The sequence below is a fragment of the Collinsella sp. LCP19S3_B7 genome (assembly GCF_052121795.1).
Taxonomy (GTDB): Bacteria; Actinomycetota; Coriobacteriia; order Coriobacteriales; family Coriobacteriaceae; genus Collinsella.
In genome coordinates, this window is the sequence record NZ_JBQKDO010000014.1 from 1 (window position 1) to 14048 (window position 14048).

Here is a 14048-nt window from a genome sequence, read left to right on the forward strand (position 1 = left end):
AGCTTGTCTGGGCGCCGGGGGAGGCGCAGGCCGACTTCGGCGACGTCGACGTGCTGGCCGGGGGAGAGCGCGTGAGGATGCACTTCCTGGTGCTCAGCTTCCCCTTCTCCAACATGGCTATCAATCCTGAGCTTAAGAAATAAATTGGTCGCTGATCGGTATATACGGAGATGAAAGGCTTGGGCTACATTATCGAAAAAACAGGGACAAACGCACCCCACAGTCCTCATGACCGAGTATTCAAACTTGGCTAGAGAAGCGGGTGGCGCTTGAAATCCCAGGAGGTTTCAAACGAGTCATAGTCATCTTTTGAAATCGCACGCACAGCTTCAACGAGCGCGCAGACAGTCGGCTCAGCGCATTCATCTTGGATGACTGGAAGCTGCCCGATTTGGCCCACCTCAAAATTGAGAGTTGGCGACATGAATGCCAAATCGATTTCAGCGATAGAGCAGTTGCAGAAAGCCTGGATATAGCGGAGCTCATCCGGTTCCGCGAATAGGCATGCCCCGGCAACCTCGAAAAGCATTCCTTGGGGCGCGAATCTAAAGGATGCGAGGCCAGAAGAAATCTTCGACCAAGAAACTGCCGGCTTAAAGTAATCGTTCTGGTTCTTGATGACAAAATCGGGCTTAGAAAGGTATGTGTACTTTGCCAGGATGGCTTCCTTCATCTCGCGCCCATCGTCGTACCAGTTAACGACCTCGTCGTACTCTCCCCACCATTTTCGATAAGATCCACCTCTGATGATGGGGAACCACCGCCTGCCCGACTTCTTTGCGGAGTCCCTGTCGGAACAGCTCCTGTCGGTGTGTCCCGGCTCGACTTCCCACCACTTACGGAGGAACCTATTATTATCGCTCGTCGCAAGACCCTGTCTCGGAGTCGCGATGGAGTCGAGGCGCTTGCCCACGACAAACGACCGGATCAAATGGTCGCTTGCCCAGTAGGCTATGGGGGTGCCGGGGATCTGCTTGAAGGTCTCGGCGTCGCGGCGGTAGAACCAGCCGCAGTCGGGGTTTTGGATCGCCTCGAGGGCCTTCTGGCACTTGGCCTCGCTTCCGTTAGTGTCGACGAGACGCATGTAGGCGCCCTCGAGGGCCGCTTGACCGTTGTAGACGACGTCGGCCGTGACGTTGACGACCTCGCCGCCGATGGCGTCGAAAGCGCGGGGGCCCAGGTGAAGCATGGAAAGGATCGACTTGCCCTCGATGAGCGAGGAGCGCATCTTCTCGAAGCTGCCCAGGAACATCCAGCTTTGCATGGTGATCATGGCCGCGTAGCCGCGGTCCTTCGCCAGGTTGAAGCCGCGCTCGATGAAGCACGTGCACAGGTCGCTCTTGACGTCGGGATAGCTCTTCTTGACCCACTTGGACATGAAGGGGCCGAAGCTGGAGCTGCCCATGTAGGGCGGGTTGGCCACCACGCAGTCGTGGCGGCGGGCCAGGGTCTCGCAGGTGGAAAGGGCGCGCTGGAGCCTCTCCCTCGAGCTGCTGCCGAACAGGCCGTCGGAACCGGTGAGCTCTATCGCCTCGCGGATCGCGGCGAGGTCGCCCTCGCCCGGGGCGAGCAGCGATCCCGCCTCGTCCAGGTGCGCCAGGGCGTCGAGGAGGTCCTTCCTCTTCTCGAGCGCGCTGCCCTGCGGCACGTCGCCCTCCCCCAGCGCCACCGGGGCGAGCACGGCGATGTCGGCCTGCACGCCGCGGCCGAAGAAGCGGCGGTCCAGCCCGCGGGCGCACATGGCCAGGGCCAGGCGCGCGATCTGGGCGGCGCGGGGGTCGATCTCCATGCCGTGCAGGTTCTTCGACAGGACGAGCCCGGGGATCTCGCGCTCGCGGTAGCCGCGCTCCAGGTACATCTTGGCCAGCAGCTCGAAGGCGTAGACCAGGATGTGGCCCGAGCCGCAGGCCGGGTCGCACAGGGAGATGTCCTCGGGGCCGCCGATCTTGATGAAGTCCTCGTGCGTCTCGTCGGGCTCGATGTAGTACTCCATCTCGTCGCGAAGCGGGCTTCCGGGGTTGTTGAGCATCCACAGGCGCCCCAGCGAGTTCTGCACCATGTAGCGCACGATCCAGTCGGGCGTGAACAGCTGGGTGGCGGGGCCTATGGTGTCCGGCGTCTCCTTGGCCTTGGAGGCGAAGAAGGCGTCCTTGACCTCGGAGTTGTAGTACTGGTACATCCAGCCCAGGATCTGGACGTCCTCCCAGTCGGCCTCGTCGATGTCGCCCACCATGCGGCCGATGACGCCGTCGGCGTCCATGAGGTTGGCCGGCAGGAGCAGCGCCATGCACTCGTCCACGGGCTGGAACACGCCGGGCATGCACCCGGAGAGCTCGGCGCACTGGGCCAGGAACAGGTAGCGGAACAGCGGCCCGTCCTCGCCGGCCTGCTTGAGCTCGGCGATGCACATGGGGTCCGCCCCCTCGATCTCCACGTCAAGCGCCTCGTCCGCGGCCTGGCTGCCCAGCTCCCAGGAGCCGTCCGCCGCGGGGCGGGTGAACATGCGCACGCGGCCGGGCAGGAAGTCGTGGACCTCCATGTAGCGCACGGCGGCGATGCGGTTGAACCAGGTGTAGGCGGCGCGGTCGCGCAGGTGGTCGAAGCCCTCCTCGGCCCCTGCGCGCAGCAGCGCGTCGCGCCACCCGGTCTCCTCCGGGGACAGGGCGCGCCCGCCCACCGCCGCGGCGCCGGCGGGCTCGGCGCCCTCGGCCACGCCGTAGAGCCTCATGCGGGCCTCGACGCCGGCGATGAGCTCGTTGCGGGCCCAGATGCAGTAGTTCCTGATGGCGATATCGTTCATGGCCGTCTCCCCTTCCCCGGTGGTCCTTGGTTAGCTCAGGCGGATGGCGTCGTTGCCCTGCAACTCGGCAAGCAGACGAGCGCGTAGCTGACCAAGGTAGGCATCGATATCGCTTTCGCTCTGCAGCTTTTTGCGCTCGCCCAGTTCGGCCAGGCGCAGCTTTTTAATCCTCTTGGGAGCAGGAGCGGGCTCAGGCTTTGCGATCGCCGGGGCGTCCTTGTCGTTGTCCTTGATCGTGGTAACGATCTCACCGTTGGGCGTAACTTCCTTGTGGCGGCTCTCGCGCTGCTGACGGGCTTTCTCCTCATCGATAGCCTTATCGATGTTCTCGCATGCGCGATCGCAATACTCAATCAGCTGCTGCTTAAGCGCGGCAAGCTCGCTCGCCTTGGTGGCAGCGTGAACGCGGCTCTCAAACGACTTAGCCATACGGCCCGCGTCCTCAATGGCGCGCTCGGCCAGCTTGGCATAGCCGTCCTGGCTCTGGGCATATTCGTGCACCTGGGCCATCTGTGCGGTTATGTCGTCCAGCATCTCCTTGCGCTTGGCATCGACCATCTGCTTATGGGCAGCCATGACGGGCTCCATCAGGTCATGGAGCTTGCAGATCTCGCGGTACGGACGCGGACTCTTAAGAATCTGCTCAATACGCTTGTTGGCCTCGACCGCCTGGGCGTTAGAGTCCATGTAGAAGCCCTCGTCCTTCATAAGGCCCATAAACGCAACGGCCTTATCAAAGACGGGCTTTTGGCTCTCAAAGAAGAACACGACCTGGTCGTAGCCCTCTTTCCAATCGTCCAAATCGTCTTGTGCCTTTACGAAAGCATTGAAGAGCGCCTGGGCATCGTTCTGGTTGTCCAGCAGGCGCGTGGTCAGCGTAATGCCATCTTCCAGCACCTTTAGGCCCGGGTACGGGTAGGCTGGGGCCAAGCCCGTAAAGTTGTTGTTCGTGAGCTCCACGCACTCGTTCTTGTAGCCCGTAAGCGTTTCGACCACCGTGGCGGTAAGCTCGTCCTCGTTGGAAATATCACGCTTGGCATCGAAGGTCTCGCGCAGCACCCTGTTGACCTTCTTGATGAGCTCATCGCTCATCTTAACGCGCTCGCGCACCTGGGCCTTGTCAGCATCCTTGCGCAGGAAGGTAACCATACGCAAATCTGCGGGGGCAACATTGGCGCCGGCAGCCGTAATGATCGCACGCTGCGAAACCACCAGCTGTGCCACCACGTTGGCAATGTCGATTTCGCGCCAACCATAGGGGGCACCCTGGAACTTACGCTGCAGGTCACCCATGGTCGTATTCAGCGACAGGCGCGTCTGGGCATGCAAAAAGTCCGCGACCTCCTTCTCGGCGCGGGCGTTCTGGGAGCTCTGGCCGTCGAGCGCCATCTGGTTGGCACCGCGCAGCGTGGCGCGAATGTCCTCGTCGGTCTTGGCGGGTTCGGCGATGTAGTCGGCCTTGGTAAAGATGGCATCCGTCAGCTTTGACAGGGCCTGGTCAAACACATCGGCGGGCTTGGTGGCGCGAATATTGACCATGGAACCATTCACAGCCACACGGGCATGCAGCACGGCCTCCTCCAGCAGTTTGGCTGCCTCGCGCTCAACGAAAGTAGCCTCTTTCATCTTTGCCTGGATAATCTGCTGAGTCGAAGGAGCCAAGGCCTCGGTATTGATGGTCTTGCGATACTTGCGGATCTTAGCCACATTCTGCAGATCGTCGAAGTAGTCGATGTCGTCCGCCAGCACCACCAGCGCGATATTGGCCGACTTGACGGCGAGCTCGGCATCGTCGGCACGCGAGAGGTCATCTGCCACCGTAACGACGTTGAGCTTCATGCCGCCCTGGGCCACACCATAGACCGAGTCGTCTACATAGCGGTCGAAGGGAAAGTCGTTGGCGCCCACGCGCAGCTTGGTAGCAGTATAGATACCGCTAAAGAGCGACTTTTTAATGCCCTCGATAATCAGGGCAGCATCTACCGGCGTCTCGCTAATGGCGCGCGAGATATCCTGCTCCTCGTCGGTGAGGAAGTTGTACGCATCGCCCTGACGTGCCACGTAGTTCTCGCGCACCAGGCGGTCGAGCGACTCCTTAACGCGGTCCTTAAGAGCAGCCTTGTCCACGTCCACGCCATCGACCATTAGGATGGAGATGTTCTCGACGTTGGACTTGATGTAGTCGATATAGCGGATCAGGTACAGAAGCTTTAGGACCTTAACGTCCTGGGCCTTAAGGCCATGGCCGTCCTCGGCCGCACGCTCGGCGCGCGTGACCACCTGGATCACGCCGTGCTCCAGATCCTTGGCGATGGTATCGAAAAAGCGCCAGAACGGCACCAACGCGCCAACCTCTTGGTCCTGAATGGCCTGGGCCGATTCCTGGAAGGCCGAGAGCATGGAGCGCTCGCCCGTGGACATGTGCTTGGCTTTAACGCCGTGCTTGCGTACCTCGGTCATAACGTCGGGCAACACCTTAAACTGGTAGCCCACAAACGGGTAGCTGGCCGTAAAGTCGCTGCGGCTGGCGTAGCCGATCAGGTCGCTGCGCGAACCGTCAAAGGAAAACACGTTTTTGAGCACGGTGCTCTGGGTCTCGTAGTCCTGCTGGAGCTTTGCCGAGGCGGCATCGTTCTTTTGCAGCACGCGGCGCTGGATAACTTCGTCCACGCTGGAGCTGGAGAGCGAAAGGCGCGTGTTAAAGCGGCCCTGAATCTTGGAGAAGTCGTCGCCCACGATCATGGCCACCTCGTCGATGGCCTCCTGGCTGGTCACCATGACCCACACGCGACCACCGCAACGGCTGCCCAGCTCCTCGACGAGCGTCTGCAGCGACAGCATAAGGCTGGTGCTCATGTCGGCATCGGAGCCAATAAACTGACCCACCTCGTCGGCCATAAACAGCAGGCGGAACTCGCCGCCGCACTCCTCGGCGCGCTTATCGGCATACTGCTTAACCATCTTGGCAAAGGTGTCAGCAGCGATGGCATCGTCCTCGGTACCGTCGAACCAGTGGCGCGCAGCCTGCTCGCTCATGCCCAGGACCTCTTGCAGGGCCTCGACAATGTCGTCCTCAAAGTAGCTATAGCTCTCGCGGTCCTCGAGCCAGTTGCCGTGGTCAATGCTCTCGTAGGCAGCGCGGAACTCCTGCGTCTTGCCCTTGCTGTCGATATGCTGCTCTAGGCGTGCGAGCTTTAGGTCCTCGCCAAAAAAGCCCAAGTGCTCAAAGAACACGCGCTCAAAAGCACGCAGCAGGGCCGTGCGCGAGGTGTCGCCCTCTTTCCACTGGCCGCCCTTGCTGTCGATGTTAAACAGGATCGCCTCGGTGGGAACCTCGCAGCAACGACGAACCCGAGCGGCCACGATGGGGTCGGAAATCTTGCCATCAAAGTAGTCGACGGCGCGCTTGCCGGCAATCTCATCGTTTTGCAGCAGATACGAAAGCATCTTGAGGAAGTGCGATTTACCGGAGCCAAAGAAGCCGCTGATCCACACGCCCATGTTGTCGGTGGGAACGTCGAGCGCCTTATCGTACGCCTCGAAGAAGTGCGCAAAATGACCCTGCAGCTCGCGCGTCACCACGTACTCGTCGAGCTCCTGGCGCACCGATTCGTCGCTGGCGTCTTGCACCTTGACGACGCCGTTGATGGAACGGTTGATGTCCTTGGAAAACAGGTTTTGGATAATCATCTGTCGCTCCTAAGAAATATCGAACGCGCGGTAGTAGTTGCTGGCGTTCTCTTTGTTGAACAACTTGAGCTGGCGGCCGTCAAAGCTGCCGGGATACATGACGACGACAGGCACGGTGCCAAAATCGGCAAGCATGTCGTTGAGCAGGTTGTGCACGCGCAGCAGCGGAAAGACCTCGCCCACGCCCGTGAGCAAGATCACGTCGCCGGGCTGATGAGGCTGGGTATGCTCCAAGAGGTACTGGGCAAAGCTCTTGGAGCTGCAGGGCTTCTGGAGCTCTTTGATCTGGGCCTCCGAGCCGACCTTTGCCTCACGCCGGGGAATCGCACGCAAAATACGGCGCTGCTCGCAGATATCGAGCATCACGTCGTACAGGTTAAAGACCTCCAGATTGCACGGCAGCTTGCCGGCCTGGGCATCTGCCATGAGTTCGTCCACATAGGCGCGGCACTCAAACTCCAGCGAGGGGTCGTAGCAAAACGTATAGAAGCCGATCTCGTTACCGATGCCCTTGTTGGCCAAGAAATCCTGGTCTTGCAGGCGCTCGCGCAGCGCCTCGCGGCGATGGTCAAAGTCCTCATGTATGCGCTCGGCGCGGTTGCGCGGGCGAATGTGCGGCTGGTTTATTGCCATGTCTACATCACCTGCCCGGTGAGTGCGGCCAGGGCATCCATATCGCCCAGGTCGCGGATGGCCTGTTCCACGTCGGGGTCGAGCAGCAGGGGCTGGAGCGTATCGGTTCGCTGCGATGCCTTAAAACCGGCGCTGCGCAGAATCTGGCGCAGGGTGCTTTTTATACGGCCCAGCGTGGCGTCCGACCATTTGACAGCCTCGGCATGCTCAACCTGAAAACGGGTGACAAACGCGTTAAGGTCAACGTCGGTAAAGTTGTAGTCGAAGCTGGCCATGCGCTCGCCAATCTCCACCTGGATGAGCTCGCGAACCATGGTGTAGCGGCACATCATGGCAAACAGGTTGGCCTGGGCCGCCTGATCGGGCATGCCGTTGGCGACAAGATCCATAATGCGCGTGACCGCTTGATCGGCGGTGTCTTTGTCGATACCGCGGGCAGCACACTGCGCCTCGTCGAGCGCTACGGCATCAAAGCGGCGCAGGCACACGCGGGCGCGGTCGGCCAGCATGCGCTCGGTGGGATACTGAAACAGGTTGTCGTGCTTAACGCGCGCGATGATCTCGTCGTCGCTCACGCCCTCCAGGCGCAACGCGGCGACGATACGCATCTCGGGCAGCAAAAACTGCTCGCGCGTAAGCACGCCTCCCAGCGATATTTTGTCGGTGTTATCCACAGGACACACTCCAAGGGTTCGGGCCTTTTTATTTGCATCGGGGCGATGCAAACATGCCTTCCAATGATACCGTTTAAGTACGGGGTCGTGAGGTCTAGAGAGGATAAACGAGGGACACGCTCCCACAGACGGCAACAAATGAGAGGTGAGGCGCTTTGGCTGCGCGGCAAACGGATCGAAGTCAATTTTATTGCGCAACAAAGCCTCTGAAGCCTTGAGGTAAATATGGAGCCAAATGCAACTGGCACAGCGCCGCCCTCGCACTAGCCCTCCATCCTCCGCTATAATCAACATAGAGTTATACATATGATTCTATGTAAGGAGTTTCGTATGCCTGTCGTAAAGCCTATTTCAGATCTGCAACGCAACTTTGGTTCCATAGCAGATAGCTGCCACCAAACCAAAGAGCCCGTCTACCTAACCAAAAACGGGTCGGCATCGCTTGTCGTCATGGATGCCGAGGCCTATGACGAGCAGACGCGCGCACTAAACGCCATTCAGGAGCGCGAAGAACGCATTCAGCGAGCCATCACGCGTGGCTACGACGACTTAGTAAACGGTCGTGTGCGACCGTGGAAACAGGCCAAGGCAGATGCAGATCGCATCAGGGCAGCTCGCCATGAAATTGGATAACGCAGACGTCGAGTTCTACTCAGAGCTCGACGAACTTGATGAGCCTTTTGATGTTGTCATGACTGACGAGGCACTCTATGCCTATGCCGAGATTCCCTCGAAGCGAGTCTACGCCAGAATCGGCAACCTCATCGACTTTCTAGCCGAGCATCCTTATTTTGGCGAAGAATATGACCCCTACTATCAGGCGGCCTTTCCGCCCATTGCCTGCAGGGTCTTCTTTTGCGCGCACTACGGCGTGTACTACCACGTGGATGTTGAGCAGCGAAACATCAGCATCCTGGCAATCGAGGACCATCGAAAGAACCCTTTAAGTAGATTCAAACTACTCAAGTAGCCTCCCCCATGTAACCATCCTGTAAATCATAGCGGCGCAGTCGAGTTTTACCGTGATGCGGTCGCGCCGGGCGCTCCACTGTGCTAAAGTATCCCGAACGTTCAAACGACTACGAGGGGAACTAGAAGATGGCACGTGTGCACAACTTCTCAGCTGGCCCGGCCGCGCTGCCTACAAGCGTGCTCGCCGAGATCGCCGACGAGATGATGGACTACCGCGGTTGCGGCATGTCCGTGCTCGAGATGAGCCATCGATCTAGCATGTACCAGCAGATCATCGACGACGCCGAGGCAACCCTGCGCCGCCTGCTGAGCATCCCCGACAACTACCGTGTCCTGTTTTTGCAGGGCGGCGCCACGCTGCAGTTTGCGGGCATCCCCATGAACCTCATGCGCCGCGGCCGCGCCGGCTACGTCGTGACCGGCAACTTCGCCAACAAGGCGTACAAGGAGGCCGCCAAGTACGGCGAGGCCGTGCTGCTCGCGAGCTCCGAGGACACCAATTTCGACCGCATTCCCAACATGGCCAATATCAACGCGCGCATTTCCGCCGAGGCCGCGGGCGACGGTCTCGACTACGTCTACATCTGCCAGAACAACACCATCTTTGGCACCATGTACCACGAGCTGCCCGCTTGCGGCGATGTGCCGCTAGTCGCCGATGTCTCGAGCTGCTTTCTGTCGCAGCCGCTCGACGTTGAGCGCTACGGGCTCATTTACGCCGGCGCACAGAAAAACGCCGGCGCCGCGGGCGTGACCGTGGTTATCGTGCGCAACGACCTCATCGCAGATGGCCCCGCCTTTGCGCAGACGCCGCAGTACCTGGACCTTAAGACCCAGGCCGCCAAGGGCTCCATGCTCAACACGCCCAACACCTTTGGCATCTACGTGTGCGGCAAGGTATTCCGCTGGGTGGAGCAAGCCGGCGGACTAGCCGCCATGGCCGAGCGCAACTGGGCCAAGGCCAACCTGCTCTATGACCTGCTCGAGCACAGCGAGCTGTTCCATGGCACCACGCAGGCCGACAGCCGCTCCATCGCCAACGTCACCTTCCGCACCGGCGACGCCGATCTCGACGCGGCCTTTGTCGCAGGCGCGGCCGAGCACCAGATTCAAAACGTCAAGGGCCATCGCCTGGTGGGCGGCATGCGCGCCAGCGTCTACAACGCCGTAACCATGGAAGATGTGCAGGCACTGGCCTCGTACATGAAGGACTTCGAAGTGCAGCATAGTTTGAGTCCGCGATCTAACTAGCCCGCAACCCGCGGGCCGACCAGCCACTTCAAACCACTTGTTATAAACAAACCCGCTAAGGAGTTTTTCATGCGCAAGATCAAAACCATCGACGACATAACCAAAGACGGCAAGGTCGAGTTTGGCGAGGGCTACGAGTTTGTGGGCACCGCCGAGGAGGCCGACGCCATCCTTATGCGCTCCACCGACCTGCACGGCTACGAGCTGCCCGAGGGCATCCGCGCCATCGCCCGCTGCGGCGCCGGTGTCAACAACATCCCCATCGAGGAGTACGCCAAGAAGGGCGTCGTCGTCTTTAACTCCCCCGGTGCCAACAGCAACGCCGTCAAGGAGCTCGTCCTGGGCATGCTGGTGCTTTCGAGCCGCGGCGTGGTGCAGTCGATGAACTGGGTGCGCGACAACGCCGACGACCCCGAGATTCAGGTCGATGCCGAGAAGGCCAAGAAGGCCTTTGTGGGCCGTGAGCTCAAGGGCAAGCGCATCGGCGTCATCGGTCTGGGCAACGTGGGTTCCAAGGTCGCCAACGCCTGCGTCGACCTGGGCATGGACGTCTACGGCTACGATCCGTTCATTTCCGTCGAGCACGCGTGGGTGCTGAGCCGCGAGGTGCAGCGCGTGGGCACGCTCGAGGACCTCTGCCGCGGCTGCGACTACCTCACCGTGCACGTGCCCAGCAAGGCCGACACCATCGGCATGATCAGTACCGAGCAGATCGACCTGCTGGCCCCGGGCGCCGTGCTCATCAACTACGCGCGCGAGACCATCATTGACGAGGACGCCGTTGACGCCGCCCTGCGCGAGGGCAAGCTGAGCTGGTTTAGCTGCGACTTTGCCACGCCCAAGACCGTCAAGATGCCCAATACGTTTATCACCACGCACTCGGGCGCCGGCACTGGCGAGGCCGAGGCCAACTGCGCCGATATGGCCATCAGCGAGCTCAAGGATTACCTGGAGAACGGCAACATCGCGCACAGCGTCAACTACCCCGCCTGCAGCATGGGCAAGGCGCGCGCCGCAAGCCGCATCGCCTGCCTGCATGCCAACGTGCCCAACATGATCGGCCAGATCACGGCAATCCTGGCCAAGGACAACGCCAACGTGCAGCGTATGACCAACGAGTCCGCCGGCGAGAACGCCTACACCATGTTCGACACGGACGAGCACCTAGATAGCAGCACCATCGAGGCGCTCAAGCAGATTCCGTCGATGTATCGCGTACGCGTGATCAAGTAGCGTCGGCGCCAAGCCTGCCAGACAGGCAATGAAGCTCATTCGGCCCCCGTTTTCGCGAAACGGGGGCCGATTTCGTTGCTCCGGCTGGTTTTGAAAATGCTACCCAGAATAAGTTTTTTCGGATAATAGACAGTACTACCCAAATCACTAAGCACACCTGCTTTGATAAACACCTTTATCAGTGGTTTTAGTAGGTAAAAATCGATCTCTATATGCCAAATTTAAGTTGACTGTCCATTTTCCGAAATAACTTGTTCTGGGTAGCGTTTTTAAAGCCTATTTCAAAGAGCAACTGAAGCCTTTTCGTGACCAAACCCTAGCTCACGCGACCGTTTTCCACCCGCACGGCTACATTCCCGCCCAATCGATAAAAATCTCCTCACGAAGCCGCCGTTCGAGCTCCTGCTGCCGCGGCGTCTTGTCTTTCAACGGCACATCAAGATAGGACATGATGAGTTCCATCACCACGCGGAAGGCATCGGAGTCGACCAGCTGACCATAGGTCATCAGAACGACAGGATATCCCATCGCTTGAAGGGCCGTCGTTCGATCGGAGTCCGAGATCTTGGATTCTATGGATCCGTGAATGGCTTTACCTTGACATTCAACCAGGCACTCTCTGCTGCCGTCCTTATTTGACAGCAGGATATCGGCGTAGCGCCTATCAAGCCCCGAAATCAGGCGGGCGCTGCGCGTCATGCGAATCTCAACGTTATTGGTAAGGCGCAGCCCTTCGCCGCCGCGCAACCTCGTAAGGCCAAACAGCATCGAAGCCTGGACCTCGAGCGGCGATGCCACAACCCCCGTAATACATTTCGCGGCACGCGTGAACGATTTAGCACCGCGGAGCCCCTGGATCTTATCGACGTACTCGGTTAGTTCAGAGAGCTCAATCAAGGGCGGTCGTTTCCACAGGTCCGTTGGATTCCCCGAGGCATCCTTTACGTTTTCCCAGCCCAACCGTGCGTCACCCCACCGGCCCCCATATGCCTGCTCAAGCGCCGACTTTACCTGAGACGCAATCTTGCACACGGCAAAGGTGCCGCACATCTCATACATGCACATGATCAGGCGCTCATTTGAGACCGAGGAAGCCAGGGTCAGCAGGGTAAAGAGCGGGGACGCGACATCAAGGCCAAACTCTGTCTGCCGCACGGAGCCAAACGGCCTCTCCCCGTTCCAAACATGCCTGACAATGCGGCCGCCCTTACGCCCGCAGAGGCCCTGCGCCAACACGTGTAACGGAGTGCCCAGGAAATACTTGACGAGCGGGTGCTCACAAAGATGCTCCCTGCGCGGATCGTCCACAGAATCGGGCAGATCCGGCATTATTGCCAAGACCTGTGGAGGTATCCGGTGATACCGAAAGGCAGATATGTCGCACAGCATGTCGTCCATGAAGGATACGTACCCATTGCGTCGTTTGCGAGCCTGCCCGGACGCCAAACGCGATGGCTCGGCCTGTGAACGGTTAATACTGCTACGCACACGTCGCGAATTTTCCAGGTGGCTTACAATCGGTTTTGGAAACAAACTGATTGTGAGGTTGCATATGGTTGATGAGAACTTTGCCTGGCGGCTTACGCAGGAGCTCGTGAAGATTGATAGCTCGGACCCGGGCGCCTACGAAGGCGAGATCGAACACTTCATTAAGAGGCTCATTGAACAGCAGCTGGCGCAGCTTGATAGTCCTGCGCTCGATGCCGTGCAGATTGCAGAGCTCGAAGTACTCTCCGGGCGCCGCAACCTTATTGTCACCGTGCCGGGTGTGAGCGACGAGGCGCGACTCGTCTACATCTGCCATATGGATACCGTCACCCTAGGAGATGGCTGGAACGCGGACACACCGCCACTCGGGGCGACCGTGCGCAACGACAAACTCTATGGCCGGGGAGCCTGCGACATGAAGGGCGGCCTGGCTTGCGCCATTACCGCGCTTGTCCACGCACTCGAGCGCGTGGCGGCGAAGGGCGAGCTGCCCCACCGTGGCTTCTCGCTTATTTGCTCGGTCGACGAAGAGGACTTTATGCGCGGCTCCGAGGCGGCCATCGATGCCGGCTGGGTCGGCTCGCGCGAATGGGTGCTGGACACCGAGCCCACCGACGGACAGATTCAGGTGGCGCACAAGGGTCGCACATGGTTCGAGATCGAGATGACCGGCGTCACGGCGCATGCGAGCCAGCCCTGGAAGGGAGCGGATGCCGTCGCCGCCATGGCCGAGGCCGTCTGTGCGCTGCGCCATGCGTTCGCGGCGCTGCCCGTGCATGATGAGCTGGGGGCTTCGACCATCACGTTTGGACAGATCGAGGGCGGCTATCGCCCCTATGTCGTGCCCGACCGCGCCAAGGTCTGGGTCGATATGCGCTTGACGCCGCCGACCGATACGGCCGCCGCGACGCGCATGGTAGAGCAGGCCATCGCCGGCGCCGAAGCCGCAGTCCCCGGTTGCCATGGAAGCTATACCGTGACAGGCGACCGCCCCGCCATCGAGCGCGATCCGGTCTCTCCCCTTCTAGCCGCGCTCAAGCGTGCCGCCGATAACGTGACTGGCGCGGACACGACCGTCGGCTTCTTTACCGGCTACACCGACACTGCCGTCATTGCCGGCAAGACGGGTAACCGCAACTGTATGAGCTATGGCCCAGGCTCGCTCGCGCTCGCGCATAAGCCAAACGAGCATGTGCCCCATGCCGATATCGTTCGCTGCCAGCGGGTGCTGATCGCGCTCGCCGACAACACGCTCTGGGGCGCGAATAGCCAAGTTGGGGCATAATAAGCCGCGAACAAACCGACTC

Annotated in this window: 10 protein-coding genes; 5 read left to right on the top strand and 5 right to left on the bottom strand. The window is 60.1% G+C overall.

The window, feature by feature from the left end:
* Window positions 1–250: 250 nt before the first annotated feature.
* The 4 genes from pglX to ACTQW0_RS06720 are packed head-to-tail and all read right to left on the bottom strand — an operon-like array spanning window position 251 to window position 7797.
* On the bottom strand, window positions 251–2800 hold the full coding sequence (gene pglX, locus ACTQW0_RS06705; RefSeq protein WP_441567455.1) for a BREX-1 system adenine-specific DNA-methyltransferase PglX: 2550 nt from the start codon (window positions 2798–2800) through the stop codon (window positions 251–253).
* Between the two features lie 30 nt (window positions 2801–2830).
* Window positions 2831–6490, bottom strand: coding sequence for a BREX system P-loop protein BrxC (gene brxC / locus ACTQW0_RS06710; RefSeq protein WP_441567457.1), 3660 nt, complete (start codon window positions 6488–6490; stop codon window positions 2831–2833).
* Window positions 6491–6499: 9 nt separating this feature from the next.
* Window positions 6500–7123, bottom strand: coding sequence for a DUF1788 domain-containing protein (locus ACTQW0_RS06715; RefSeq protein ID WP_441567459.1), 624 nt, complete (start codon window positions 7121–7123; stop codon window positions 6500–6502).
* Window positions 7124–7125: 2 nt separating this feature from the next.
* Window positions 7126–7797, bottom strand: coding sequence for a DUF1819 family protein (locus tag ACTQW0_RS06720; RefSeq protein ID WP_441567461.1), 672 nt, complete (start codon window positions 7795–7797; stop codon window positions 7126–7128).
* A 330-nt stretch (window positions 7798–8127) separates the two neighbouring features.
* On the opposite strand from ACTQW0_RS06720, the gene ACTQW0_RS06725 reads away from it, so the two are divergent.
* The 4 genes from ACTQW0_RS06725 to ACTQW0_RS06740 all read left to right on the top strand — a co-directional run bounded on the left by ACTQW0_RS06725 (window position 8128) and on the right by ACTQW0_RS06740 (window position 11253).
* Window positions 8128–8430, top strand: a complete 303-nt coding sequence (locus ACTQW0_RS06725) for a type II toxin-antitoxin system Phd/YefM family antitoxin (protein WP_441565443.1) — start codon at window positions 8128–8130, stop codon at window positions 8428–8430.
* Window positions 8417–8767, top strand: coding sequence for a type II toxin-antitoxin system RelE/ParE family toxin (locus ACTQW0_RS06730; RefSeq protein ID WP_441567463.1), 351 nt, complete (start codon window positions 8417–8419; stop codon window positions 8765–8767). The genes ACTQW0_RS06725 and ACTQW0_RS06730 overlap by 14 nt, the downstream gene beginning before the upstream one ends.
* A gap of 128 nt (window positions 8768–8895) precedes the next feature.
* Window positions 8896–10020 (top strand): 3-phosphoserine/phosphohydroxythreonine transaminase, encoded by a 1125-nt coding sequence (gene serC / locus ACTQW0_RS06735; RefSeq protein ID WP_441567465.1) that lies wholly within the window; start codon window positions 8896–8898, stop codon window positions 10018–10020.
* 69 nt (window positions 10021–10089) lie between these two features.
* Window positions 10090–11253: a phosphoglycerate dehydrogenase gene (locus tag ACTQW0_RS06740; RefSeq protein WP_427796062.1), complete on the top strand. Its 1164-nt coding sequence runs from the start codon at window positions 10090–10092 to the stop codon at window positions 11251–11253.
* Between the two features lie 348 nt (window positions 11254–11601).
* Here ACTQW0_RS06740 and ACTQW0_RS06745 read toward each other — a convergent pair whose 3' ends face one another.
* Window positions 11602–12651, bottom strand: a complete 1050-nt coding sequence (locus tag ACTQW0_RS06745) for a hypothetical protein (protein ID WP_441567467.1) — start codon at window positions 12649–12651, stop codon at window positions 11602–11604.
* A gap of 154 nt (window positions 12652–12805) precedes the next feature.
* Here ACTQW0_RS06745 and ACTQW0_RS06750 point away from each other — a divergent pair, with 154 nt between their 5' ends.
* Window positions 12806–14026: a M20 family metallopeptidase gene (locus ACTQW0_RS06750; RefSeq protein WP_441567469.1), complete on the top strand. Its 1221-nt coding sequence runs from the start codon at window positions 12806–12808 to the stop codon at window positions 14024–14026.
* Window positions 14027–14048: the final 22 nt, after the last annotated feature.

Excerpts from the sequence above, each read along its gene's own strand:
- ACTQW0_RS06750 (WP_441567469.1), top strand. The coding sequence starts at position 12,806 with ATGGTTGATGAGAACTTTGCCTGGCGGCTTACGCAGGAGCTCGTGAAG.
- ACTQW0_RS06740 (WP_427796062.1), top strand. The coding sequence starts at position 10,090 with ATGCGCAAGATCAAAACCATCGACGACATAACCAAAGACGGCAAGGTC.
- ACTQW0_RS06715 (WP_441567459.1), bottom strand. The coding sequence starts at position 7,123 with ATGGCAATAAACCAGCCGCACATTCGCCCGCGCAACCGCGCCGAGCGC.
- brxC (WP_441567457.1), bottom strand. The coding sequence starts at position 6,490 with ATGATTATCCAAAACCTGTTTTCCAAGGACATCAACCGTTCCATCAAC.
- ACTQW0_RS06745 (WP_441567467.1), bottom strand. The coding sequence starts at position 12,651 with ATGGACGACATGCTGTGCGACATATCTGCCTTTCGGTATCACCGGATA.
- pglX (WP_441567455.1), bottom strand. The coding sequence starts at position 2,800 with ATGAACGATATCGCCATCAGGAACTACTGCATCTGGGCCCGCAACGAG.
- ACTQW0_RS06725 (WP_441565443.1), top strand. The coding sequence starts at position 8,128 with ATGCCTGTCGTAAAGCCTATTTCAGATCTGCAACGCAACTTTGGTTCC.
- ACTQW0_RS06730 (WP_441567463.1), top strand. The coding sequence starts at position 8,417 with ATGAAATTGGATAACGCAGACGTCGAGTTCTACTCAGAGCTCGACGAA.
- serC (WP_441567465.1), top strand. The coding sequence starts at position 8,896 with ATGGCACGTGTGCACAACTTCTCAGCTGGCCCGGCCGCGCTGCCTACA.